Source organism: Nonomuraea sp. NPDC001684, assembly GCF_053596515.1.
Genome location: NZ_JBSFGJ010000090.1, coordinates 1 through 20,941 on the forward strand (window position 1 = coordinate 1; position 20,941 = coordinate 20,941).

22 protein-coding genes are annotated in these 20,941 nt (G+C 72.2%); 5 read left to right on the forward strand and 17 right to left on the reverse strand.

Annotation, left to right across the window (positions count from 1 at the left end):
- Positions 1–397, reverse strand: a 397-nt coding sequence (locus ACWCSD_RS18630; protein ID WP_449916349.1) for a biotin carboxylase N-terminal domain-containing protein, incomplete at its 3' end; no start/stop codon positions are given.
- Positions 398–744: 347 nt separating this feature from the next.
- Between ACWCSD_RS18630 and ACWCSD_RS18635 the strand changes: the two genes are divergently transcribed.
- Positions 745–1,575 carry a glycerophosphodiester phosphodiesterase gene (locus ACWCSD_RS18635; RefSeq protein WP_449916351.1) on the forward strand — a complete coding sequence of 277 codons (831 nt, stop codon included), beginning with the start codon at positions 745–747 and terminating at the stop codon, positions 1,573–1,575.
- Between the two features lie 168 nt (positions 1,576–1,743).
- Here the strand turns inward: ACWCSD_RS18635 and ACWCSD_RS18640 are convergent, their stop codons facing one another.
- Together ACWCSD_RS18640 and ACWCSD_RS18645 are read right to left on the reverse strand one after the other, a co-directional pair.
- The gene (locus ACWCSD_RS18640) at positions 1,744–2,160 is read right to left on the reverse strand and encodes a CBS domain-containing protein (RefSeq protein ID WP_397157846.1); all 417 of its coding nucleotides are present in this window, start codon (positions 2,158–2,160) and stop codon (positions 1,744–1,746) included.
- A gap of 63 nt (positions 2,161–2,223) precedes the next feature.
- Complete coding sequence (locus tag ACWCSD_RS18645) at positions 2,224–3,636, reverse strand: sensor histidine kinase (RefSeq protein ID WP_449916354.1); 1,413 nt, start codon at positions 3,634–3,636, stop codon at positions 2,224–2,226.
- A gap of 494 nt (positions 3,637–4,130) precedes the next feature.
- Here ACWCSD_RS18645 and ACWCSD_RS18650 point away from each other — a divergent pair, with 494 nt between their 5' ends.
- The gene (locus tag ACWCSD_RS18650) at positions 4,131–5,147 is read left to right on the forward strand and encodes an MFS transporter (protein ID WP_449916357.1); all 1,017 of its coding nucleotides are present in this window, start codon (positions 4,131–4,133) and stop codon (positions 5,145–5,147) included.
- Here ACWCSD_RS18650 and mutM read toward each other — a convergent pair.
- From mutM to ACWCSD_RS18690, 8 genes are all read right to left on the reverse strand, one after another.
- On the reverse strand, positions 5,095–5,940 hold the full coding sequence (gene mutM / locus ACWCSD_RS18655) for a bifunctional DNA-formamidopyrimidine glycosylase/DNA-(apurinic or apyrimidinic site) lyase (protein ID WP_449916359.1): 846 nt from the start codon (positions 5,938–5,940) through the stop codon (positions 5,095–5,097). The genes ACWCSD_RS18650 and mutM overlap by 53 nt on opposite strands.
- Before the next feature lie 108 nt (positions 5,941–6,048).
- The gene (rnc, locus tag ACWCSD_RS18660; RefSeq protein WP_352324836.1) at positions 6,049–6,768 is read right to left on the reverse strand and encodes a ribonuclease III; all 720 of its coding nucleotides are present in this window, start codon (positions 6,766–6,768) and stop codon (positions 6,049–6,051) included.
- A 255-nt stretch (positions 6,769–7,023) separates the two neighbouring features.
- Positions 7,024–7,203: a 50S ribosomal protein L32 gene (gene rpmF / locus ACWCSD_RS18665; RefSeq protein ID WP_033409409.1), complete on the reverse strand. Its 180-nt coding sequence runs from the start codon at positions 7,201–7,203 to the stop codon at positions 7,024–7,026.
- 1 nt (position 7,204) lies between these two features.
- A complete protein-coding gene (locus ACWCSD_RS18670) occupies positions 7,205–7,774 on the reverse strand; it encodes a YceD family protein (RefSeq protein ID WP_387670994.1) in 570 nt (189 codons plus the stop codon).
- A gap of 54 nt (positions 7,775–7,828) precedes the next feature.
- Positions 7,829–8,305 carry a pantetheine-phosphate adenylyltransferase gene (gene coaD / locus ACWCSD_RS18675; RefSeq protein WP_352324821.1) on the reverse strand — a complete coding sequence of 159 codons (477 nt, stop codon included), beginning with the start codon at positions 8,303–8,305 and terminating at the stop codon, positions 7,829–7,831.
- A 14-nt stretch (positions 8,306–8,319) separates the two neighbouring features.
- The gene (gene rsmD / locus ACWCSD_RS18680) at positions 8,320–8,886 is read right to left on the reverse strand and encodes a 16S rRNA (guanine(966)-N(2))-methyltransferase RsmD (protein ID WP_449916364.1); all 567 of its coding nucleotides are present in this window, start codon (positions 8,884–8,886) and stop codon (positions 8,320–8,322) included.
- Between the two features lie 394 nt (positions 8,887–9,280).
- Positions 9,281–11,461: an ATP-dependent DNA helicase RecG gene (gene recG / locus ACWCSD_RS18685; protein WP_449916366.1), complete on the reverse strand. Its 2,181-nt coding sequence runs from the start codon at positions 11,459–11,461 to the stop codon at positions 9,281–9,283.
- A 146-nt stretch (positions 11,462–11,607) separates the two neighbouring features.
- Positions 11,608–13,152: a DAK2 domain-containing protein gene (locus ACWCSD_RS18690; protein WP_397164627.1), complete on the reverse strand. Its 1,545-nt coding sequence runs from the start codon at positions 13,150–13,152 to the stop codon at positions 11,608–11,610.
- A gap of 199 nt (positions 13,153–13,351) precedes the next feature.
- Here ACWCSD_RS18690 and rpmB point away from each other — a divergent pair, with 199 nt between their 5' ends.
- The gene (gene rpmB / locus ACWCSD_RS18695) at positions 13,352–13,537 is read left to right on the forward strand and encodes a 50S ribosomal protein L28 (protein ID WP_043618345.1); all 186 of its coding nucleotides are present in this window, start codon (positions 13,352–13,354) and stop codon (positions 13,535–13,537) included.
- Between the two features lie 101 nt (positions 13,538–13,638).
- Here rpmB and thiD read toward each other — a convergent pair whose 3' ends face one another.
- The 3 genes from thiD to ACWCSD_RS18710 form a co-directional block, all read right to left on the reverse strand.
- A complete protein-coding gene (thiD, locus tag ACWCSD_RS18700; RefSeq protein ID WP_449916368.1) occupies positions 13,639–14,436 on the reverse strand; it encodes a bifunctional hydroxymethylpyrimidine kinase/phosphomethylpyrimidine kinase in 798 nt (265 codons plus the stop codon).
- 30 nt (positions 14,437–14,466) lie between these two features.
- Positions 14,467–16,209, reverse strand: a complete 1,743-nt coding sequence (locus ACWCSD_RS18705) for a hypothetical protein (protein WP_449916369.1) — start codon at positions 16,207–16,209, stop codon at positions 14,467–14,469.
- 125 nt (positions 16,210–16,334) lie between these two features.
- Positions 16,335–17,303, reverse strand: coding sequence for a thiamine-phosphate kinase (locus ACWCSD_RS18710; RefSeq protein ID WP_397164622.1), 969 nt, complete (start codon positions 17,301–17,303; stop codon positions 16,335–16,337).
- A gap of 47 nt (positions 17,304–17,350) precedes the next feature.
- Here ACWCSD_RS18710 and ACWCSD_RS18715 point away from each other — a divergent pair, with 47 nt between their 5' ends.
- Entirely contained in the window at positions 17,351–17,584 is a 234-nt protein-coding gene (locus ACWCSD_RS18715) for an Lrp/AsnC family transcriptional regulator (protein ID WP_125637145.1), read from the forward strand.
- Between the two features lie 21 nt (positions 17,585–17,605).
- The gene (locus tag ACWCSD_RS18720) at positions 17,606–18,040 is read left to right on the forward strand and encodes a DUF3515 domain-containing protein (protein WP_449916372.1); all 435 of its coding nucleotides are present in this window, start codon (positions 17,606–17,608) and stop codon (positions 18,038–18,040) included.
- On the opposite strand, the gene ACWCSD_RS18725 is transcribed toward ACWCSD_RS18720, so the two are convergent.
- The 3 genes from ACWCSD_RS18725 to ACWCSD_RS18735 all read right to left on the reverse strand — a co-directional run bounded on the left by ACWCSD_RS18725 (position 18,023) and on the right by ACWCSD_RS18735 (position 20,905).
- The gene (locus ACWCSD_RS18725; protein WP_358288524.1) at positions 18,023–19,117 is read right to left on the reverse strand and encodes a D-alanine--D-alanine ligase family protein; all 1,095 of its coding nucleotides are present in this window, start codon (positions 19,115–19,117) and stop codon (positions 18,023–18,025) included. The two genes, ACWCSD_RS18720 and ACWCSD_RS18725, sit on opposite strands and share 18 nt — an antisense overlap.
- Before the next feature lie 62 nt (positions 19,118–19,179).
- Complete coding sequence (locus ACWCSD_RS18730; RefSeq protein ID WP_352352158.1) at positions 19,180–20,190, reverse strand: NAD(P)H-dependent glycerol-3-phosphate dehydrogenase; 1,011 nt, start codon at positions 20,188–20,190, stop codon at positions 19,180–19,182.
- 4 nt (positions 20,191–20,194) lie between these two features.
- Entirely contained in the window at positions 20,195–20,905 is a 711-nt protein-coding gene (locus ACWCSD_RS18735; RefSeq protein WP_358288530.1) for a lysophospholipid acyltransferase family protein, read from the reverse strand.
- Positions 20,906–20,941: the final 36 nt, after the last annotated feature.

The following is a 20,941-nucleotide window of genomic DNA, read 5'->3' on the forward strand; positions in this document are numbered from 1 at the left end:
CGCCGACCTCCTCGGCGATGAGCTTGGCGCCGATCTTGTCGCCGAGCCGGCGCATCGCCTCCGCGCTCGGCCCGACGAAGGTGACGCCGATCTTCTCGCACAGCTCGGCGAAGGCGGGGTCCTCGGCGACGAAGCCCCAGCCGACCCACGCGGCGTCGGCCCCGGTCTCGATCAGCGCCCGCTCCAGCACGGCGTGGTCGAGGTACGGGCGCGCGGAGGCGGGCCCCAGCGGGTAGGCGACGTCCGCCTCGCGGACGAAGGTCGCGTCGCGGTCGGCGTCGGTGTAGAGCGCGATCGTCTCGATCCGCTTGCCGGTCTCCGCCGAAAGATCCCGGACGGCGTGGATGAGCCGCATCGCGGCCTCTCCGCGGTTGACGATGGCGACACGATTGAACACCGGTTGAGCCTCCCACGTACCCCGTACAAGTAGGCGAAGTCCGGGGTTGTCCCGGAGCCTCGCCTGTCACTGTCTCTACCGTGCTCGATCACCGCCGCGTGCACCAATGTCCGCATAGTGCACGCCGGGGCTCCTGCTTTGTGCAGATCCCACAAAAACAGGCCCCGCCACAGGGTTCGGGCGCCGGTTCCCGTGGCAGCCTGCCACAAGCCGTCACGGTACCGACGACTGTACCGGCGACCCGGGTCACGCCTGCGCAGCCCTCGCCCGCCGAGCCGCTTGCCCAGGACGGAACGTCCATGAATGTGGCAGAGTGCGGGCAACTACAAGATCGAAAGGTGCGTGCCTTGGCCGTCCCCCTCGCCGCCTCTCTCGCCGCCCTGACGCTGGCCTCCTCGCTCACCTCGCCGTCCGCCGCCCAGCCCGCCGCCCAGCCCGCCGCCCAGGCTGCCGCACTGCCCGTCTGCCCCCTGATCTTCGGGCACGGCGGCTACCCGACCGGCCCCAACGCCTGGGAACGGGACCAGGTGCGCCAGCCCAACAACCCCACCGCCGTGCAGCGTTACAAGGGCTGGGGCGCCTCCGGCGTCGAGGCCGACCTCCAGCTCACCAAGGACGGCACCAAGGCCGTCATGTGGCACAACACCTCGACCTGGGGCCTGTCGGGCACGAAGAAGAACATCACCGAGATCTGGTGGGCGGCGGGCGACACCGCGCTCAAGGGCCGGACCATCGTGCGCGGCCTGTTCAAGGGCGAGACCGTCCACACCTTCCGCGAGTGGCTGGCCGCGATGAGGTCGGCCGGCATGATCGGGCTGGTCGAGATCAAGCCCGAGGCCCGCCAGTCGCTGCTCAGCTCGAACGCCACCGTCAAGGCGCAGGCGTGGAACGAGGTGCTCGGGCCGGTCAAGGAGAACCACCAGGCGCAGGAGATCATCCTGTACTCCCACGACAGCGCGATCGCCGCCGAGCTCAGGAGCCGCGTGACCGCCGCGGGCCTGAGCCAGGTGCTGACCGGCGGCCCGATCTGGCCGGAGGTGACCAAGTGGGAGGAGCCGCCGCCCTCCTGGACCCTGAACGAGAACGCGTGGAAGTCGGCGCTGGCGAGCGGAGCCAAGCGGGTGGCCACCGACTACACGCCGGAGTTCAGCGCGTGGCTGAAGGGCAAGTGCCAGTGACCGCGTCCTGAGGACGCGGGCGAGGTTCGGCCGGGCGGCGGGGCGCCCCCGAGGGACGCGTCCGCCGCCCACGCCGCCCCGGGCGCTCCATGGCGCCGGTCAGGCCGTGCAGCCGGTCAGTCCGTGGCGCTGGCCAGGTCGTGGTGCCGGGTCAGGCCGTGCTGCCGGTCAGTCCGTGGTGAGGGCGTCGAGCAGGTCGCCCACCTTGGCGTCGGGCACCGACTTGGCGACTTCGGCGAGCGCGACGATCCCGACGAGCCGGTGCCCGTCGATGACCGGCAGGCGCCGCACGCGGTGGCCGGCCATGGTGCGCAGGATCTCGCGGGCGTCGTCGTCGGCGCCGATGGTGACGGCCTCGCCCTGGGCCAGCTCGCCCGCCCGGCACTGAGCCGGGTCCTTGCCCGCGGCCAGCACCTTCACCACGATGTCGCGGTCGGTGAGCATGCCCTTCAGCCGGTCGTCGGAGCCGCAGACGGGCAGCGACCCGACGTCCATGCGGGCCATCTTCTCGGCGGCCACCAGCACGGACTCCTCGGCGCTCACGCACTCCGCGTGCGGGGTCATGATCTCTCGTGCGGTCGGCACGATGTTCCTTCTCGTCTCGGGGTCCCGCCCGACTGCCCGCCGCCCGGCGGCCGAAACCGGTCGCTAGCGCGGCTGGGCGTCCGGGCCGGGGGCGGGGAGCGGGAGGCGCAGGGCGAAGCATGGGCCGTCCGGGGTGTCCTCGATCTCCAGGTCGCCCTGGTGGGCGCGGGCGATGGCGCGGGAGATGGCCAGGCCGAGCCCGCTGCCCCCGGGGTCGCGCCGGCGTCCCTCCGACAGGCGGACGAAGGGCTCGAACACCCGCTCGCGGTCGTCGGGCGCGACGCCCGCGCCGTCGTCGCGGACCGTGACCACCGCCTGGCCGTCTCTGCGCTCCACCCGGACCTCGACCACCGTGCGGGTGTGCCGCTGGGCGTTGACCAGCAGGTTCGTCAGCACCTCGCCGAGCTGGACGCGGTTGCCGAGCACCTGGAGGTCCTCCTCGACGTGCACGCGGATCAGCAGGCCCGCCCGCCGGCTCGCGACCTCCTCGCGGACCAGGTCGCCGAGCCGCACCGGCTCCCGGTCGTGCGGGGAGGCCGTGCGGACGCGGGCCAGCAGCAACATCTCCTCGATGATCGCCTGGAACCGGTCGGCGGTGGACAGGGCGTCGCTCAGGGCGGCGCGGGGGTCCACGTCGGGGTAGGTCAGCGCCTCCTCCAGCCGGGCGCGCAGGCCGGTCAGCGGCGTGCGCAGCTCGTGGGAGACCATGGAGGAGAAGTTGCGCTGCTGCTCGACCGCCTCCTCCAGGCGGGCCAGCGTCCTGTTGGCGGTGCGCGCGAGCTCGGCGACCGCGTCGCCACCGGGCGGCTCGGGCACCCGCTTGCTCAGGTCGGTGACGGTGATCTCGGCCATCCTGGCCCGCATCGCCTCGACCGGCCGCAGCGTGCGCCCGATGAGGAACGCGGCGATCCAGGTCAGCAACGCGCTGACGGCCAGGCCCCCGGCGACGATGATCAGCTCCAGGCGGTGGGTGGACAGCAGCGGCGGCTCCACCCGGGCGGCGTAGACGACGTGGGACGCGCCGTGCCACAGCAGCCGCTCCTCCTGCGGCGAGGGCCGGGTGGCGGTGAACATCAGGCACTCGTCCCCCCGGCAGGCCACGCCGTGCCGGATGCGCTCGTCGGAGGGCGGCCAGAGCGTGCTGACGGGCGGCCTGCCCCGGGCGGCGCGGTTGGCCGCGACCACCTGCCCGCGGGCGTCCACGAGCTGGATGAGGTCGACGTACGAGGTGGTGACCGGGGGCGGGAAGGTGGTGCCCATCGAGCCGATCCACTCGGTGGTGGCCCGCTGGGTGTCGGCGAAGACGTCCTGCCGCATCCTGTCGCGGATCAGCAGGTCGAGGGCGACGCCGATCGCCGCGCAGACGATGAGCGACAACACGGCGGTCGCCAGGATGAGACGCGCCTGGACCGAGAGCCGAAGCGGCCGCAGGGCCCCCACCCCCTCACCGGTCTCGCCGGGACTCCTGCCGCCCACATGCTCTCAACCCGGCTCTCATGGCACGCCCAAGGAGCGGCAATGGCCTCGTCGGCGGCGATACGCAGTTCAGCAATTGCTCCCACAATGGCCAGGGATATACGCGAATAACCGATTTACCGCGACTTATACCGACCGTCAGGGCCGTCAATACAAATGCTCGGTTTGTTTCATGGCGGTGGCCGCGACTCCTGCTGTACGATCGCCATTCGTGGCAGCGGGGCTTTCCGGTGGCGCCGAATGGGTCGGGGGTTCGGGCGATTCGGGCCCGCGTCCGGCCGTGCGCGCGCCGCGATTCTCCCCTTGCCCGGCCAGGAATCGCGCCGGCCAGTCTGGAGAAAGCATCGTGAAGATCGCACACGCCGCCGCCGCGCTGGCCCTCGTCGCCGGCCTCGCGGCCTGCGGCGGCGGCGCGGCCCCCACCCCCACCAGCGGCTCCGGCAGTTCCGGCGGGCTGGAGAAGACGCAGCTCCTCGTCGGCGTGGTGCCGGTGCGTGTCCGACGGCACCGCCGGGCTGATGGTGTCGCTGCCGGGGCTGGTCGCGGCCGTCTCGGCCCCCGTGCTGGCCCTGGCCACCCGGCGGCTGGACCGGCGCGTCCCCTTGCTCGGCCTGATGGCGTTGCTCGCGGTGGCCAACCTGGCGGCGGCGTTCGCGACGAGCTTCCCCGTCATGCTGGGCGCGCGGGTGCTGACCGGGATCAGCATCGGCGGGTTCTGGGCCTTCGCGGCCGGGCTGGGCCTGCGGCTGGTGCCCGAGCGCTCGGTGGGCAGGGCCACGTCGGTGATCCTCGGCGGCGTGTCGGTGGCCTCGGTGCTCGGCGTGCCGGCGGGCACGCTCATCGCCTCGGCGGCGGGGTGGCGCACGTCGTTCGCGGTCATGGGCGGGCTGGCGCTGGTGCTGCTCGGGCTGCTGGCCGCCGTGCTGCCGCCGATGCCGGGCGAGGCCGCCTCGGGCGGCGCCCGCGCGCCGCTGCCGGGGGCGCTGCGGGTCGTGCTGGCGGCGACCGTGCTGATCATCACCGGGCACTTCGCGGCCTACACCTACGTCCGGCCGTTCCTGGAGCAGGTCGCGGACGCCGGTCCCGGCCTGGTCAGCGTCGCCCTGCTGGTGTACGGCGCGGCCGGCGTCGTCGGCAACTTCGTCGCGGGCGCCAGGGCGGCCCGCGACCCCAAGCCGGTGCTGATCGTCCTGGCCCTGCTCATCGCCGCCTCCACGGCGGCGCTGGCGCTGGTCGGGCTGCCCCTGGTCATGCTCGTCGTGTGGGGCCTCGGTTACGGCGGCGTCGGCGTGGCGCTGCAGCTGTGGATCATGCGCTCGGGCGGGGGCGAGCTGGGCACCGCGCTGTTCGTGGGGGCGTTCAACGTCTCGATCGCGCTCGGCTCGTTCGTCGGCGGCCGGGTGGTGGACGGCGTGTCGATCTCGTCGGTGATGTGGCTGGGCGCCGCGCTGGCGCTGCTCACCGCGGCTTTCGCTGGCATTTGGGGCAGGAGTACGACGACCGGTTCATGAACGCCTCGCGCCTGATGGGCGTGCCGCAGCGCGAGCACGGCAGGTCGCGGCGGCCGTAGACCTCCAGCGACCGGTCGAAGTAGCCGCTCTCGCCGTTGACGTTGACGTAGAGGCTGTCGAAGGAGGTGCCGCCCTGCTGGAGGGCGGCGCCCATCACCGTGCGCACGCCGGCCAGCAGCTCGGCGACCTTCGGACGGGTCAGCGTCTCGGTGGGACGCGCCCAGTGGAGCCGGGCGATCCACAACGCCTCGTCGGCGTAGATGTTGCCGACGCCGCTGATCAGCGACTGGTCCAGCAGCGCCCGCTTGATCTCGGTGCGCCTGGCCCTGAGCCGGCGGGTGAACTCCGCCTCGTCGAACGACGCCTCGAACGGGTCGGGCGCGATGTGCGCGATCGGCGCGGGCACGCCGCCGACGAGCGGGGTCAGCATGACGTGGCCGAACGTGCGCTGGTCGACGAAGCGCAGGTCGGGGCCGCCGTCCTCGAAGCGGAGGCGGACGCGCAGGTGTTTCTCCGGGGGCGTCTGCGGATCGACGACGAGCAGCTGGCCGCTCATGCCCAGATGGGCCAGCAGGGCCTCCTCGCCGCCCGACAGGGGCAGCCACAGGTATTTGCCGCGGCGCTCGGCCGACAACACCGTACGGCCCTTCAGGCGGGCGGTGAACTCGTCGGCCCCGGGGACGTGCCGCCGGATCGCGCGCGGGTGGAGCACCTCCGCGGCGGCGATCTCGCGGCCGACGACCCATCGCGCCAGGCCGCGCCTGACGACCTCGACCTCTGGCAGCTCAGGCACCGTGCACCCACCGTCCTCTCGACTTCCCCGGCCGCCGGGCATGCCGCGGCGGGGACGGATCCGCAGTCACAACGCCGGACGCGGGCCGGGGCTTCCCGTGCGCCGGGGTCAGCTCGCGGGCTGGCTCTCGCGCTGCTCGCGGCGGGCCCGGATGCGCGTCCAGGCCGCCTCGGCCGCCTGCTGCTCGGCCTCCTTCTTGCTGCGCCCGCTGCCCGAGCCGTAGGACTCGCCGCCCACGCGCACCATGGCCGTGAACGACTTGGCGTGGTCGGGGCCGCTCTCCTCGACGTGGTACTCGGGCACGCCGAGCGCCTCGGAGGCGGTGAGCTCCTGCAGGGACGTCTTCCAGTCGAGCCCCGCGCCCAGCGAGGCCGAGCGCACGATCAGCGGGTCGAACAGCAGGTGGACGACCCGGAACGCCTCGTCGAGGCCCTTGTCCACGTAGATCGCGCCGATCAGCGCCTCCAGCGTGTCGGCCAGGATCGAGGACTTGTCGCGCCCGCCGGTGCCCTCCTCGCCCCTGCCGAGCCGCAGGAACCGGCCCAGGCCCAGGTTGCGGGCGACGTCGGCCAGCGCGCGCATGTTGACCACGGCGGCGCGCAGCTTGGCGAGCTGCCCCTCGGGCAGGTCGGGGTGGTTGCGGTAGAGGGTGTCGGTGACCACGAGACCCAGCACCGAGTCGCCGAGGAACTCCAGGCGCTCGTTGGTGGGCAGGCCGCCGTTCTCGTACGCGTAGGAGCGGTGCGTCAGCGCCCGCTCGAGGATGTCGGGGTCGAGGCCGACGACCAGGACCCGCTGCAGCTCTTCCCTGGCGACCTCCACGGCCACCGGCTTAGGACCTGCGCCCACGTGTTTCCTCCTCGGACATCTTCACAAGGCGGCCGCGGAAGATGCCCGAAAACGTGGTGGGCGTCGGGGTAACGGGTAGCCCCGGCGTCCACCACGGCCGCGGGCGAACCGCCGCCGTACGCATCTACAGACGTTAACGCCGACCGAGGCACAATGGCACCCGGTCGGCATCACGTCAACTGCTGACGGTGAAACCCGCTCCGAACCTGACGGGCGGGCCTGCTGTCAGTGTGATCAGGCGGACGGCTCGATGACCTGACGACGGTTGTAGGTGCCGCAGGTGGGGCACGCGATGTGCGGCTGCTTGGGCGAACGGCACTGCGGGCAGCTCACCAGGGCGACAGCAGTCGTCTTCCACTGGGAGCGACGGGCGCGGGTGTTGCTCCGCGACATCTTTCGCTTCGGGACGGCCACGTCACTTCTCCTGATCGTTATCGTTCTCGGAAACCAGACCTTGCAACGACGCCCAGCGGGCATCGATCTTCTCGTGCCGGTGATCGTCGCCGGCCTCGGCCAGCTTGATCCCGCACTCCGTGCAGAGCCCCTCGCAGTCCTCGCGGCACACGGGGCTCAGCGGCAGTGCGAGCACCACCGCGTCACGGAACGTCGGCTCGAGGTCGAGCAGCTCTCCGTCGAGCAGCGAGTCGTCCTCCGAGGCGTCCTCGTCGGAGTAGAAGAACAGCTCCTGCAGATCGACCTCGATGTCCGAGGTGATCGGGTCAAGGCACCGCGCGCACTCCCCGGCGAGCGGGGCGTGCGCCGTGCCCGAGACGAGCACGCCTTCCATCACTGCTTCGAGCCGGAGGTCCAGCTCGACTTCGGCGTCTTTGGGGACACCGATCATGTCGACGCCGAGGTTAGCCGGTGCCGGAAGGGACAGGGTCATCTGCCGCATCGTGCCCGGTCGCTTCCCCAGATCATGAGTGGAGAGCACCCAAGGGGAGCGGGGGTCGAGGTGCTGAGTCATCCTGCTCTCGCTAGGCATGGCGAAGACGCTCGCCGTCGTACAAGGCCGAAATGAAAGGATACCAGGTCGCGGTCAGCCCCTGAGACGCTCGATGAGCAGCTTGTGCACCAGGTCAGGGACCAGGCCGGACACGTCGCCACCATACCGCGCGATCTCCTTGACCCGGCTGGAGGACAGGAAGGAGTACTCGGGATTGGTGGGCATGAAGAGCGTCTCGACGCCCGACAGACGGTAGTTGAGCTGGGCCATCTGCAGCTCGTAGTCGAAGTCGCTGACGACCCTGATGCCCTTGACGATGGCGGGGATGTCGTTGTGCTTGCAGAAGTCCACCAGCAGGCCGTGGAACTTCTGCACCTTGACGTTGGGGTACTCCTTCGTCACGGTCTGAAGGATCTCGATCCGTTCGTCGACCGTGAACAGGCTGCTCTTCTCGATGTTGATGAGGACCGCCACGACCACCTCGTCGTACAGGCGGGCCGACCGGCCGATGATGTCGAGGTGGCCATTGGTGATGGGGTCGAACGACCCCGGGCAGACAACGCGGCGCAAGACGCCTCCCAGGTCTACGGGTTCCCGGCGGCGCGACCGTACCAAACGGATGCTTCGCCGTATCTACGGACCCTCTCCTCAACATATCCTTCCGGCCACATCAAGGACTTGCCCCTCGTTTCCCGCTCGAATGCCACCAGTCCCTCGTCCATCAGCCAGCCGTTGTCGCGCAGCAGCTCCAGGACCCGCGTGACCTCGCCGTCACCCAGCGCGTACGGCGGATCGGCGAAGACGATGTCGAACGGCTCCTCCGGCGGCCTGGCCAGGACCCGCTCGACCTTGTCGGCCACCAGCTCGGCGCCTTCCAGGCCGAGAGACCGGATGTTGGCCCTGATCGTCCGGATCGCCTTGGCGTCGGACTCGACGAGCAGCGCGTGGGCCGCGCCTCTGGACAGCGACTCCAGGCCCACGGCGCCCGAACCGGCGTACAGGTCGAGCACGCGGGCCTCGCGCAGGCCGTACAGGGAGTCGAGGGTCAAGAAGATGCCTTCCCTGGCCCTGTCGCTGGTCGGCCTCGTGCCCCGCCCCGGCGGCACGGCCAACCGCCGCCCACCCGCGCTCCCCGCGATGATCCGAGTCATAAGGCCCATTGTTCCGCATGTTCGCCCAGGTCAAGAGTGGACAAGTGTCGGCCTCGACTGCGCAAGGGTGATTCACATCGGCCGGATCGGCCCGCATGATGAGTCTGCGGCCTTCAAGGTGACCCACATGAAGGCCGACCGGCGTGATCGTGAGCCCTTCCGCACGCCGGTTCCCTCGGCACCTGACCCGAGGGTGGGCCCAGCCGGGGACGGCATTCGGGGGGAGGCCGTCCCCGCGGCTGGGCCATTGACTTCTTCTTTTTTACGGCTTCGCGTGGTTTCCCACTCGCCATACTTCGGCTGACGGCCCTCCATGCAACGGCCTCTGACCCTTCACCGGCTCGCCGCCGTCACGCGAGCCTTCGTTGACCGGCTCCGTGGTTCTCCTGGGCCCTCACGTCTTCTCCAGGTACTCCGCCTTCTCGTCCTCCAGGAGGCGGGCTATCTCGGCGCGCAAGCCCTCATGGTGGGCCAGTTCGGGGTCGTCCGACAGGAGCTTTGCGGCTTCGTCCCGCGCTGTTGTGATGACGTCTTCGTCTCTCAGGAGCTGCAGGAGCTTCAGCGAGCTGCGCTTGCCCGACTGGGCCGCCCCCAGGACGTCGCCCTCGCGGCGCTGCTCCAGGTCGACGCGGGACAGCTCGAAGCCGTCGAGCGTGGCGGCCACCGCGTCGAGGCGGGCGCGGGCCGGGGTGCCCTCGGGGAAGTCGGAGACCAGCAGGCACAGGCCGGGCAGGCCGCCCCGGCCCACCCGCCCGCGCAGCTGGTGGAGCTGCGAGACGCCGAAGCGGTCGGCGTCCATGATGATCATCACCGAGGAGTTGGGCACGTCGACGCCCACCTCGATGACGGTGGTGGCGATCAGCACGTCGAGCTCGCCCTTGGTGAAGGAGCGCATGATCGCGTCCTTCTCCTCCGGCGGGAGCTTGCCGTGCAAGGTGCCGACCCGCAGGTCCTGGAACGGGCCCTGGGTGAGCAGCTCGGCGACCTCCAGCACGGCCAGCGGCGGACGGCGGTCGTCGTCGCCCCCCGCCGCCGCCAGGTCGCCCTCGTCGCCCTCCAGGTCGCCGATCCGCGGGCACACGATGTACGCCTGCCTGCCCAGCTCCACCTCCTCGCGCACCCGCTGCCAGGTGCGTTCGAGATAGTGGGGCTTCTCGGCGGCCGGCACGACGTGCGTGGTGATGGGCGCGCGCCCCGACGGGAGCTGCGACAGCGTCGAGACCTCAAGGTCGCCGAAGACCGTCATGGCGACCGTGCGCGGGATCGGGGTCGCGGTCATCACCAGCACGTGCGGACGGCCCCCGCCCGCCTTCTCGCGCAACGCGTCACGCTGCTCCACGCCGAAGCGGTGTTGCTCGTCGACCACGACCAGCCCCAGGTCGGCGAACTGCACGTGCTCCTGGAGCAGGGCGTGCGTGCCGACCACGATGCCCGCCGTGCCCGAGGCCGCGTCGAGCAGCGCCGCACGCCGCGCCGCCGCGCCCATCGAGCCCGTCAGCAGCGTGACCGCCGTGCCGCCGAACATGCCGCCCTGGGCCAGCTCGCCCAGCATGTTCGTGATCGAGCGGTGGTGCTGCTGGGCCAGCACCTCCGTCGGGGCCAGCAGCGCGGCCTGGCCGCCCGCGTCGACCACCTGGAGCATCGCGCGCAGCGCCACGACCGTCTTGCCCGCGCCCACCTCGCCCTGCAGCAGCCGGTGCATCGGGTGCTCCAGCGCCAGGTCGGCCGCGATCTCCTCGCCCACCTGCGCCTGCCCCTCGGTGAGGGAGAACGGCAGCCGTCCGTCGAAGTCGGCCAGCATGCCGTCGGGACGCCTCGGACGCGGCCTGGCCGGCCACGCCGTGGCCGCCTGGCGGCGCTGGAGCAGCACCGCCTGCAGCACGAACGCCTCGTCGAACTTCAGCCGCTTGCGCGCCCGGCCCACGTCGGCGAGGTCCTTCGGCCGGTGGATGGCCACCAGCGCCTCGGCGAGCGGCTGGAGGCCGTGCCTGGCCCGCAGGTCGGCGGGCAGCGGGTCGTCGAGCGGGCCCAGCGTGTCGAGCACCACGCCGACCGCCCGGCGGATCGCCCACGGCGTGACGTCCTTGCCCGCCGGGTAGATCGGCACCGGCGCGGACGCGAACTCCTCAGCGCTCGCCTCGGCCTCCTCCTCGAACAGCTCGAACTCGGGGTGCGAGAGCTGCCAGCGCGGTTTGGAGCGCGCCCCGAAAAGCCCCACCTTGCCGGCGAACATGCCGCGCCGCCCCGGCTTGAGCCGCGACTCGGCCACATGGGAGCCCTTGCCGAAGAACGCCAGGTAGATGCGGCTGCCGTTGCCGTCGACGACCTCGGCCTCCAGCCACGTGCCGCCGCGGTTGCGCATGGGCTTGCGCATCAGCCTGGTCACCTCGCCGACCACGGTGACGTGCTCGTCGACCTCCAGCGCGTCGAGCGAGGTCAGCTCGCCGCGCTCGGCGTAGCGGCGCGGGTAGTGGCGCAGCAGGTCGCCGACCGTCTCCAGGCCGAGCACGCTGTGCAGCAGCTTGGCGGTCTTCGGGTCGAGCGCTTTGGTCAGGGGCTCGTCGAAACGGCTCACGGGATCCAGTTCTACCGCCTGCGGCCGACAGGAATCCCGCACCGGGCCCGGGAGTCGCCCGCGGAAGGGGCCGCGCCGAGCCCCGGGGCGCCCACGGAAGAGGCCGCGCCGGGCCTGGGAGTCGCTCGCGGAAGGGGTGCGCGCCGCTACTCGACGCCGATCAGCAGCGGGTAGCCGCCCTGCTCGCCGTCGTAGACGACCAGGTCCACGTCCGGCCGCGTGCGCCGCAGGTGGTCCTCCAGCCGGACGGCCAGCCGTTCGGGCAGGTCGGAGCCCGTGACCAGGGTCACCAGCTCGCCGCCGCCGGCCACCATCCGGTCGATGATCAGCCTCGCCACGCGCTCCAGGTCGCCGCCGATCACCGCCACGTCCCCGTCGATCAGGCCCAGCACGTCGCCCGGCCGGCACACGCCCGCGCTGGTGAACGCCTCCCTGTCCGCCACCGCCAGATGTCCGTACCTGGTGTGGCCGGCGGCGTCCGTCATGGCCACCACGTCGTCGTCGAACCGGCGCAGCGGGTCGTGCACGGCCAGCGCCGACAGCCCCTGCACGGTCGCCCTGGTCGGCAGGACGCTGACGGCCACGCCGTCCTCGCGGGCGATCTCCGCCGCCGCGACGGCGACCGCGAGGACGCCCTCGTCGTTCGGCAGCACGGCCACCTCGGCGCCCGCCTGCCTGATCGCGGCCAGCAGCTCCGGCAGCGCGGGCCGGGTGCCTGGCGCGCGGCGCACCACGACCGCGCCGCTCTCCTCGAACAGCGCCGCGATCCCGTCGCCGGCCGCCACCGCCACCACGCCCCTGCCCGCCCTGCCCCGGTGCGTGCGCTCGGCCAGGTACGTGATCCTGACCCGGTGCGGACGCCCCGCCCGCAGCCCCGCCTCCACGGCCGCCCCCGCGTCGGCCACGTGCACGTGCACGTTCCACAGGCCCTCGCCGCCCACCACGACCAGCGACTCGCCCATGGCGTCGAGCTCGTCGCGCAGCGCGGCCACCGCGCGCTCGTCGGCGTCCAGCAGGTACATCACCTCGTAGCCGGCGCCCACCTCGGTCATCGGCGTGACCCGCCCGGTCGGCGCCGGCACGTCGTAGTGGTCGCTGTAGGAGTCGGTGAGCACGGCGGCCAGGGTCTCCAGCACGATCGCCGCCCCCGCGCCGCCCGCGTCCACGACCCCGCTGCGGGCCAGCACGTCGAGCTGCCCCGGCGTGCGGCGCACCGCGGCCCGCGCCTCCCGCGCCGCCTGCCGCGCCACCTCGCCCGCGTCGCCGTCGGCGTCCCGGGCGGCCCGGGCGGCCGACTCCAGCACGGTCAGCACCGTGCCCTCGACCGGCCTGGCCACGGCCTCCCTGGCGAGGGTGGCCGCCCTGACCAGGCCGGCGCGCAGGTCGGAGCCGTCCTTGAGCACCTCGGCCAGCCCGCGCAGCGCCTGGCTGACGATGACCCCCGAGTTGCCGTGCGCCCCCACCAGCGCCCCGTAGGCGAGCGTCTGCCACACCACGGCCGCGTCGACGTCGTCGGGCAGGGACTCGACGGCCTCGGCCGCCGACAGCATGGTCAGGTGCAGGTTCGTGCCGGTGTCGCCGTCGGCCACGGGGAACACGTTGAGCGCGTCGATCTCCGGTCTCGCCCGGCCGAGGGCGTCGGCGGCCAGGCGGGCCCAGCGGCGCACCGCGGGCGGGTCGAGGGCCTTCATCTGCGCTCCTTCGACCTCCCCGCATGCGCTACCTTGTTGGAGGAGAATATCCCCGCACCGGCCACCGTCCAGTGCTCTGGTTCGCGCCCAATGGTGTGGATCAGATATTCTCGTCTGGCTGGCCGGTTGTCCCGGCATGCCCTCCGCCCGGAAAGCATCAGCGGACAGGGCTACATCGACTGTTATAAGGAGCGATACCGTGGCTTCCGTCTGCGATGTCTGCCGCAAGGGGCCGACCTTCGGCAACAACGTGTCCCACTCGCACCGCCGTACCCGTCGTCGTTGGAACCCCAACATCCAGACGGTCCGCGCGGTCGTCGGCGGCACGCCGAAGAAGCTGAACGTGTGCACCTCGTGCATCAAGGCGGGCAAGGTCACCCGCTAGTTCTCGTCTTTCGCGAAGCCCGCCGCTCCTGATCACTGGAGCGGCGGGCTTTCGTCGTGCCCGCCCCCTGGCCCGCTCCCGCCATGGGACGGGCTCAAGGGTCAGCGCCAGCGCCAGGCGTGGTCCACCGGGCCGATGCCGGAGCCCAGAGGGAAGCCGCGGGCGATCGCGCCCGTCACGTACTCCTTGGCCCTCCCCACCGCCGTCGGGACGTCGTCGCCGAGCGCGAGCCGGGACGCCAGGGCCGAGGCCAGGGTGCAGCCCGTGCCGTGGGTGTGCCGGTTGTCGAGGCGTTCGGCGGCGAAGCGGTACTCGGTCGTGCCGTCGGTCAGGAGGTCGACGGGGGCGCCGGGCAGATGGCCGCCCTTGATGAGGGCCCAGGACGGCCCCAGCGCGAGCACGGCGTCGGCGGCCCTGCGCAGGTCGTCCTCGTCCTCGACCTTGACCGAGGTGAGCTGCTCCACCTCCCACAGGTTCGGCGTCACGACCGTGGCCACGGGCAGCAGGCGCGTCCTGAGCGTGTCGACGGCCTCGGGGGCGAGCAGGGAGTCGCCGTGCTTGGACACCCCGACGGGATCGACCACCACCGGCGCGTCATAGGCCCCCAGCACCTCGGCCACCGTCTCCACCAGCACCGGCGAGGCCAGCATGCCGGTCTTGACCGCCTGCGCCCCGATGTCGCCCAGCACGGAGTCGAGCTGCGCGCGCACGGCCTCGGGCGGCAGCTCCCAGTAGCCCTGGACGCCCAGCGAGTTCTGGGCCGTGACGGCGGCGATCACGCTCATGCCGTGCACGCCCATCGCCATCATGGTCTTCAGGTCGGCCTGGATGCCCGCGCCGCCTCCGGAATCGGAGCCCGCGACGGTCAGCACACGTGGAGGGGTCGTCATGAACCCCATCCAACCACTCGACCGGCACCAAGCAGGCACTCAGCCGATCGCGCACTCCCCGCCGACCAGCCCGCACGCGCCCGGCTCCTGCGCCTTCCCCGTCGCCGAGTACGTGACGCTCACCGAGTCCCCGGCGGCCAGCGAGCCCGACAGGTCGATGATCAGCAGGTCGCCGTCCTGGGTCCAGGAGCCGCCGTTCACGTCCATCACGCGGCCCTCGACCGGGAGGGAGAAGGTGGCGTTCGCCAGCGGGGCCGGCGACTGGTTGGTGACGCGCAGCGTGGCCGAGTACGAGGTGAGCCGCTGCTTGACCGTCTGCCGCACGTTGACCGAGCCGCCGCTGCCGCCGTACCCGGACGTGGAGGTGGTCGCGGGCGCGGGGCTGCTGCCCACCGTGGGGACGACGCCGGTGTCGGAGTTGCCCAGGGGCGTGCCGTCGTCGGTCGGGGCCTCGGAGATCGTCTCCTCGGCCGGCGGCTCCGGCTGCCGCGTCGGCTTGGCCGAGGCCTTCGTCCGCGTCCTGGTGGGCGTGGGGGTGGGGGCCGTGCTGCGGCGCGGGACGCGGTTGCCGACCGTGGGGGCGGTGGTCGTCGGGGCGTCGGAGGGCGTGCTCGTCTCCTCGTCCTCCGACGGCTCCTCGGAGGGCTCTTCCTCCTCCGTGCCGGGGTCGGAGACCGCGGCGGTCGAGGGGCTGGCGCTGGTGTGGACGGCGGCGCAGCTCGCGTCCGCGCACTTGCCGGGGTCGTCCGAGGAGCTCATGAGCTTCACCCCGGCGACCGTGCCGCCGAGCACGACGGCCACGGCGGCGACCGACAGCAGCGCCATGCGGCCCCTGCCCTTGCCGCTGCCGCCGCCGGCAGGCGGGTTCAGGCCGTCGTCGTCGCCACCGCCGCCGCCCCTGGACGACTTGCGCCGGCCGCCGCGGCGACGGCCACGGGACTCGCCGGACTCGTCCAGGTCGTCGAGGTCCTGGTCGGAGGACCAGCCCGAACGCAGGAAGCCGGTCTCGGCCTCCGCCCAGGCGGGCGTGTGCGCGGCGGTCGGCTCCCCGGCCACCTTCACGTCACCGGGCTCCGGCGGCCTGGCGTGGAAAGCGGTGTCGGACCCGGCGGGCACGTCGAACCTGGCCGTGCTTCCGGGCTCCGGCACGTCGAACCTGGCGGTGCCACCGGGTCCAGGCATGTCGAACCTGGCCGTGCCGCCCGGCTCCTGGGCGTCGAAGGGGCCGGTGTTCCCGCCCTGCCTGTCGAACGGGCCGCTGTCAGGGCCCTGCGCGTCGAACGGGCCGGTGTTCCGCCGGGGGGCGTCGAAGGGGCCCGGGGTGCGGCCGGAGGCGTCGAAGCTCGGCGGCGGCCCGAAGGCGGACGTGGCGTCGGGCTGGGAAGAGGGGCCGACGGCGTCCCAGTCGGCCGGGCGGGCGAACGCGCCCGTCACCTCGAACGGCCCGGCGCCGTTCGGCTCGGGGTAGGGCGACCCGGAGAACTGGGGGCCGTTCGGCGGCGGAAAGGGGCCGGAGGGGGCGTCGGACGGCGGGAACCCTGGGGCGGCGTCGGCGGGCACGGCGAAGGCACCCGTGGTCTCGAACGGCTCGGGCTGCCTGCCGCTGCGCTGCGGCGGGCCGTCCTCGCGGCGCGGCATCGGGGCCCACTGCCCCGTCACCTCGACCTGGTCCGGCAGCGCCGGCCAGCCCGGCGCCTCGGCCGGGTCGTCGGGACCCCAGAAAGCGCTGCCGTTCCCCCGTTCATCCCCATCGTCGGATCCACCGGTGCCGTGGCGGCCCATGGCTGCCCTTTCTCGCGGTTACAGTGGCCGCCAATCTTCATAACACCTTTACTACGTCCTTGTCACAACAATCCCGCTAGTCCTACCCTAAATCCGGAAAATTTCACGTAAATCGGGACAAGTCATCACCGAAAGTGATCCCAGCCGCCCTGTCCCACCTGGCGGCCGTGCACCAGGACGCCCTCCCCCTCGACCACCCGGCCCACGACCTGCCACGACGGCGGCAGCCGTACGTCAGGAGGGAAAACCGCGGCGAGCGCGTGATCCTCACCACCCGTGAGCACCCATTCGAGCGGATCCTGCCCCAGTTCCTCGGCCGCCGCCGCCACCGGCTCCCCCACGGCGAACGCCCCGGGATCGAGCTCGACGCGTACGCCGCTGGCCGCGGCCACGTGCCCGAGGTCCTGCACCAGGCCGTCGCTGACGTCGAGCATGGCGCTCGCGCCCAGCGCGGCCGCCCGCGGCCCCTCCTCGTACGGCGGGCAGGGCCGCCGGTGAGCGGTCACCGCCTCCGCCAGCACGCCGGAACCCGCGGCGACCCCGGCGGACAGCAGCGCCAGCCCCGCGGCGGCGTACCCCAGCCGCCCGGCCACGGCCACCACGTGCCCCGGCCGCGCCCCGGACCGCGTCACCGGCGCCCGCCCGCGCAGGTCGCCCAGCGCGGTCACCCCGATGACCACCAGGTCCGACCGGGTGATGTCGCCGCCGACCACGCTCGCGCCGACCACCGCGCACTCCTCGCGGAATCCGTCGGTCAGGGCGTCCAGCCAGGCCACCGGCAGCTCGGCGGGGATGCCGAGCCCGACCACGATGGACGTCGGGACGGCCCCCATGGCGGCGATGTCGGCCAGGTTCTGGGCGGCGGCCTTGCGGCCCACGTCGCGCCCGCCGGACCAGTCGAGCCGGAAGTGCCTGCGCTCGACCAGCAGATCGGTCGAGACGACCACCCGCCCGTCGGGCGCGGCGACCATGGCGGCGTCGTCACCCGGGCCGAGCATGACCCCCTCTCCCTGGGGCAGGCGTCCGGCAATACGATTGACGACACCGAACTCGCCGAGATCTCCGACTGTGATGACGCACCTCCTGACGCTCACAGGGTACGGTGGCCCTTCGGCGTGATCCAATCGCCCGGGAGGACGTGATGGTGCAGGCCTACATCCTTATTCAGACCGAGGTCGGCAAGGCCGCCGCCGTTGCCGAGGAGATCTCCGGAATTCCGGGGGTCACCCAGGCGGAAGACGTGACGGGGCCCTACGACGTGATCGTCCGCGCTGAGGCGCGCAACGTCGACGAGCTCGGCAAGCTGGTCGTGGCGCAGATTCAGGCGGTGGAGGGGATCACGCGTACTCTTACGTGTCCGATCGTTCATATCTGACACATTCGAGGTCTGGGTTCCATGCGCGCCGCCGCCGTTCTGTTCCTTCTTCTGGCACTCGCCGGCTGCGGTGGCGTGGTGCAGGTCGATCCGCCCAAGCCTTCGGGGGAGGCTGCGGCGGCCTGTGACAGGCTCGCGTCCCTGCTGCCCAAGACGCTCGACGGCGCCGAGCGCGGCACGTCGGAGCCGGCCTCGCCGTACGTGGCGGTCTGGGGGGAGGCGTCCATCGCGGTGCGCTGTGGTGTGCCGCGGCCTGCCCGGATGGCGCCGACCGACCAGCTCCGGGAGATCGACGGGGTGGGCTGGTTCGCCGATCCGGGCAAGCCAACCCTGTTCACCGCGGTGGCCGCGCCCACGTACGTGGAGGTCACGGTCGGCGGCGACCACGCGGCGCCCGACGTGCTGGCCGAGCTGTCGGGGCCGATCGGGCGGGCCGTCTCAACGCAGGCCGGGTGAGCGCGACAGCGCGAGCTGGATCAGCCGGTCGACCAGCTGCGGGTACGACAGCCCCGAGGCCGCCCAGAGCTGCGGCGCGACCGACAACGAGGTGAACCCGGGCATCGTGTTGATCTCGTTGAAGATCAGCCGGCCGTCGGGCGTGTAGAAGAAGTCGACCCTGGACAGACCCTCGCAGTCGAGCGCCTCGAAGGCCCGTACGGCCATCGCGCGCAGCTCCTCCGCGGTCTCGGCCGGGATGTCGGCGGGCACGGTGAGCGACATCTGGTCGGGGTAGTACTTGGCCTCGAAGTCGAAGAACTCCTGGCCGCCCTCGACCTTGACCTCGCCCGGGATCGACGCGGCGGCGGGCTCGTCGCCGAGCGACTCCAGCACCGCGCACTCGATCTCGCGGCCCTCGATCGCGGCCTCGATCAGCACCTTGGGGTCGTGCACCCGGGCGGACTCGACGGCCGCCTCCAGCTCGGCGCGGTCGTGGGCCTTGGAGATGCCCTGCGAGGAGCCGGCCCTGGCGGGCTTGACGAACACCGGGAAGCCGAGCTCCTCGGCCTCCTTCAGCACGCACTCGCGGTTGAGCCGCCAGTCGCGGTCGCGGACGACGACGTAACGGCCGATCGGCAGCCCGGCGGCGGCCATCACGGTCTTCATGTGCGCCTTGTCCATGCCGACGGCGCTGGCCAGCACGCCGGAGCCGACGTAGCGGACGCCGGCCATCTCCAACAGGCCCTGGATGGTGCCGTCCTCGGCGAACGGGCCGTGCATGACGGGGAAGACGACGTCGACCGTGCCGAGCTCGACCGGGATGCTCCCGGGGTCGTAGGCCACCAGCCCGGCGCCGCCGCTGGGCAGCGCGAGCGCGGCTCCGGAGGTGTCGACCGCGGGCAGCTCCCCGGCCTCGATGGCGAACCGCTGGTCGGACGCGGCGAGCACCCACCTGCCGTCCTGGGCGATCCCGACCGGGATCACCTCGTACTTACTCCTGTCGATCACATCCAGCACGCTGCCCGCGCCCATGAGGGACACGGCATGCTCAGAATTGCGACCTCCGAAAACGACGGCGACGCGTGGCTTGCTCATGACGTCCGAATCTACCGGGGTGTCCCCCTGACAGCGAGTCGAGCGCGCGGTGGCGTCCGGATTCACAGGCCGTACCGTTCGGGTTTGGGCGAGCGGGACATGAGCAGCATGCCCGCCTCCGACGGCGACATGCCGTCGTGCACGACCCCGACGACCACCTCGGTGATCGGCATCTCGACGTCGTGCTTCCTGGCCAGCTCAAGGACGGACTCGCAGGACTTCACGCCCTCGGCGGTCTGCTTGGTGGCGGCGACGACCTCGGCGAGGGTCATGCCGCGGCCCAGGTTCTCGCCGAAGGTGCGGTTGCGCGACAGCGGCGAGGTGCAGGTGGCCACCAGGTCGCCCATGCCGGCCAGCCCGGCGAAGGTGTGGGGGTCGGCGCCGAGCGCGGCGCCCAGGCGGGAGATCTCGGCCAGGCCCCTGGTGATGAGCATGGCGCTGACGTTGTCGCCCATGCCCATGCCCGCCGAGACGCCCACGGCCAGCGCGATCACGTTCTTCACCGCGCCGCCCAGCTCGACCCCGACCACGTCGGTGTTGGTGTACGGCCGGAACCACGGCGGCAGGTGGCAGGCGGCCTGGAGGCGTTCGGCGACCGACTCGTCGGTGCAGGCGACGACCGTGGCGGCGGGCTGGCGGTGGGCGATCTCCTTGGCCAGGTTGGGCCCGGACACCACCGCGACCCGCTCCTCGGGCACCTCGGCGACCTCGCGGATCACTTCGCTCATGCGCTTGGTCGTGCCCAGCTCTACGCCCTTCATGAGGCTGACCAGGACCGCGTTCGGCGGGATGTGCTCGCGCCAGGCGGTCAGGTTGGGCCGCAACATCTGCGAGGGCACGGCCAGCACCACGAAGTCGGCGCCGTCGAGCGCGCGCACGGGGTCGGTGGTGGCCCGCAGCGCCTCGGGCAGCGTCACGCCGGGCAGGTAGTCGGGGTTGGCGTGGTCCTTGTCGATCGCCTCGACCAGCTCCGGCCTGCGCCCCCACAGCGTGACCTCGTTGCCCGCCTCGGCGAGGACCATGGCGAACGTGGTGCCCCACGAGCCCGTGCCGAGAACGGCTGCCTTTGTCATGCCATCACCGCCTGGCGGGATCGTAGGGAGTTTCGGGGGCCTTCTCGCCGCGCAGCTCGGTCAGCTGCTCGGTGATGGCCGCCATGATGTCGGCGGTCGCCTCGCGCAGCACACTGGCGCGCAGGGGCTGCCCCTCGTACTTGGACAGGTCGACCGGCGGGCCGACGGTGACGTGGAAGGTCTTGCGCGGGAACAGCCTGGGCCTCTTGGCGCCGTATGGGAGCAGCTCGTGGGCGCCCCAGTGGGCGATGGGGATGACCTGGGCGCCGCTCTCCAGCGCCAGCCGGGCGGCGCCGGTCTTGCCCACCATGGGCCACAGCTCGGGATCGCGGGTGCAGGTGCCCTCGGGGTAGAACAGGATGGCCGCGCCGTCGCGCAGCCGCTGGGCCGACGAGCTGAGCGACCTGGCCGCCTCGCTGCTGCCCCGCTCGACCGGGATGGCCAGCAGGCCGTTGAGCGCCCGGCCCAGGAAGGGCACCTTGAACAGCACGGCCTTGGCCAGGATGACCGGCCAGCGGCCGTTGTTGAACAGGAAGTGCGACAGCAGGACGGGATCGCTCCAGGACAGGTGGTTGGCCGCGATGATGATGCCGCCGGTGCGCGGGAGTCGCTCGCCGTTGCGCCAGTCCTTCTTGACCAGGAGCCACGACAGCGGCTTGACCACCGCTACGGCGAATGACTCCCAGAAACGCGAAGGTCGCGTGGGGCGGCTCATGGTCTCCTCCAACCCGTACGGTGTGCGCCCCAAGTC

Coding starts and splice junctions, on each gene's coding strand:
- ACWCSD_RS18670 (WP_387670994.1), bottom strand. CDS start 7,774: ATGCCTAGCGAGAGCAGGATGACTCAGCACCTCGACCCCCGCTCCCCT.
- ACWCSD_RS18735 (WP_358288530.1), bottom strand. CDS start 20,905: ATGAGCCGCCCCACGCGACCTTCGCGTTTCTGGGAGTCATTCGCCGTA.
- ACWCSD_RS18725 (WP_358288524.1), bottom strand. CDS start 19,117: ATGAGCAAGCCACGCGTCGCCGTCGTTTTCGGAGGTCGCAATTCTGAG.
- ACWCSD_RS18715 (WP_125637145.1), top strand. CDS start 17,351: ATGGTGCAGGCCTACATCCTTATTCAGACCGAGGTCGGCAAGGCCGCC.
- ACWCSD_RS18690 (WP_397164627.1), bottom strand. CDS start 13,152: ATGAAGGCCCTCGACCCGCCCGCGGTGCGCCGCTGGGCCCGCCTGGCC.
- ACWCSD_RS18730 (WP_352352158.1), bottom strand. CDS start 20,190: ATGACAAAGGCAGCCGTTCTCGGCACGGGCTCGTGGGGCACCACGTTC.
- ACWCSD_RS18705 (WP_449916369.1), bottom strand. CDS start 16,209: ATGGGCCGCCACGGCACCGGTGGATCCGACGATGGGGATGAACGGGGG.
- rsmD (WP_449916364.1), bottom strand. CDS start 8,886: ATGACTCGGATCATCGCGGGGAGCGCGGGTGGGCGGCGGTTGGCCGTG.
- thiD (WP_449916368.1), bottom strand. CDS start 14,436: ATGGGGTTCATGACGACCCCTCCACGTGTGCTGACCGTCGCGGGCTCC.
- ACWCSD_RS18720 (WP_449916372.1), top strand. CDS start 17,606: ATGCGCGCCGCCGCCGTTCTGTTCCTTCTTCTGGCACTCGCCGGCTGC.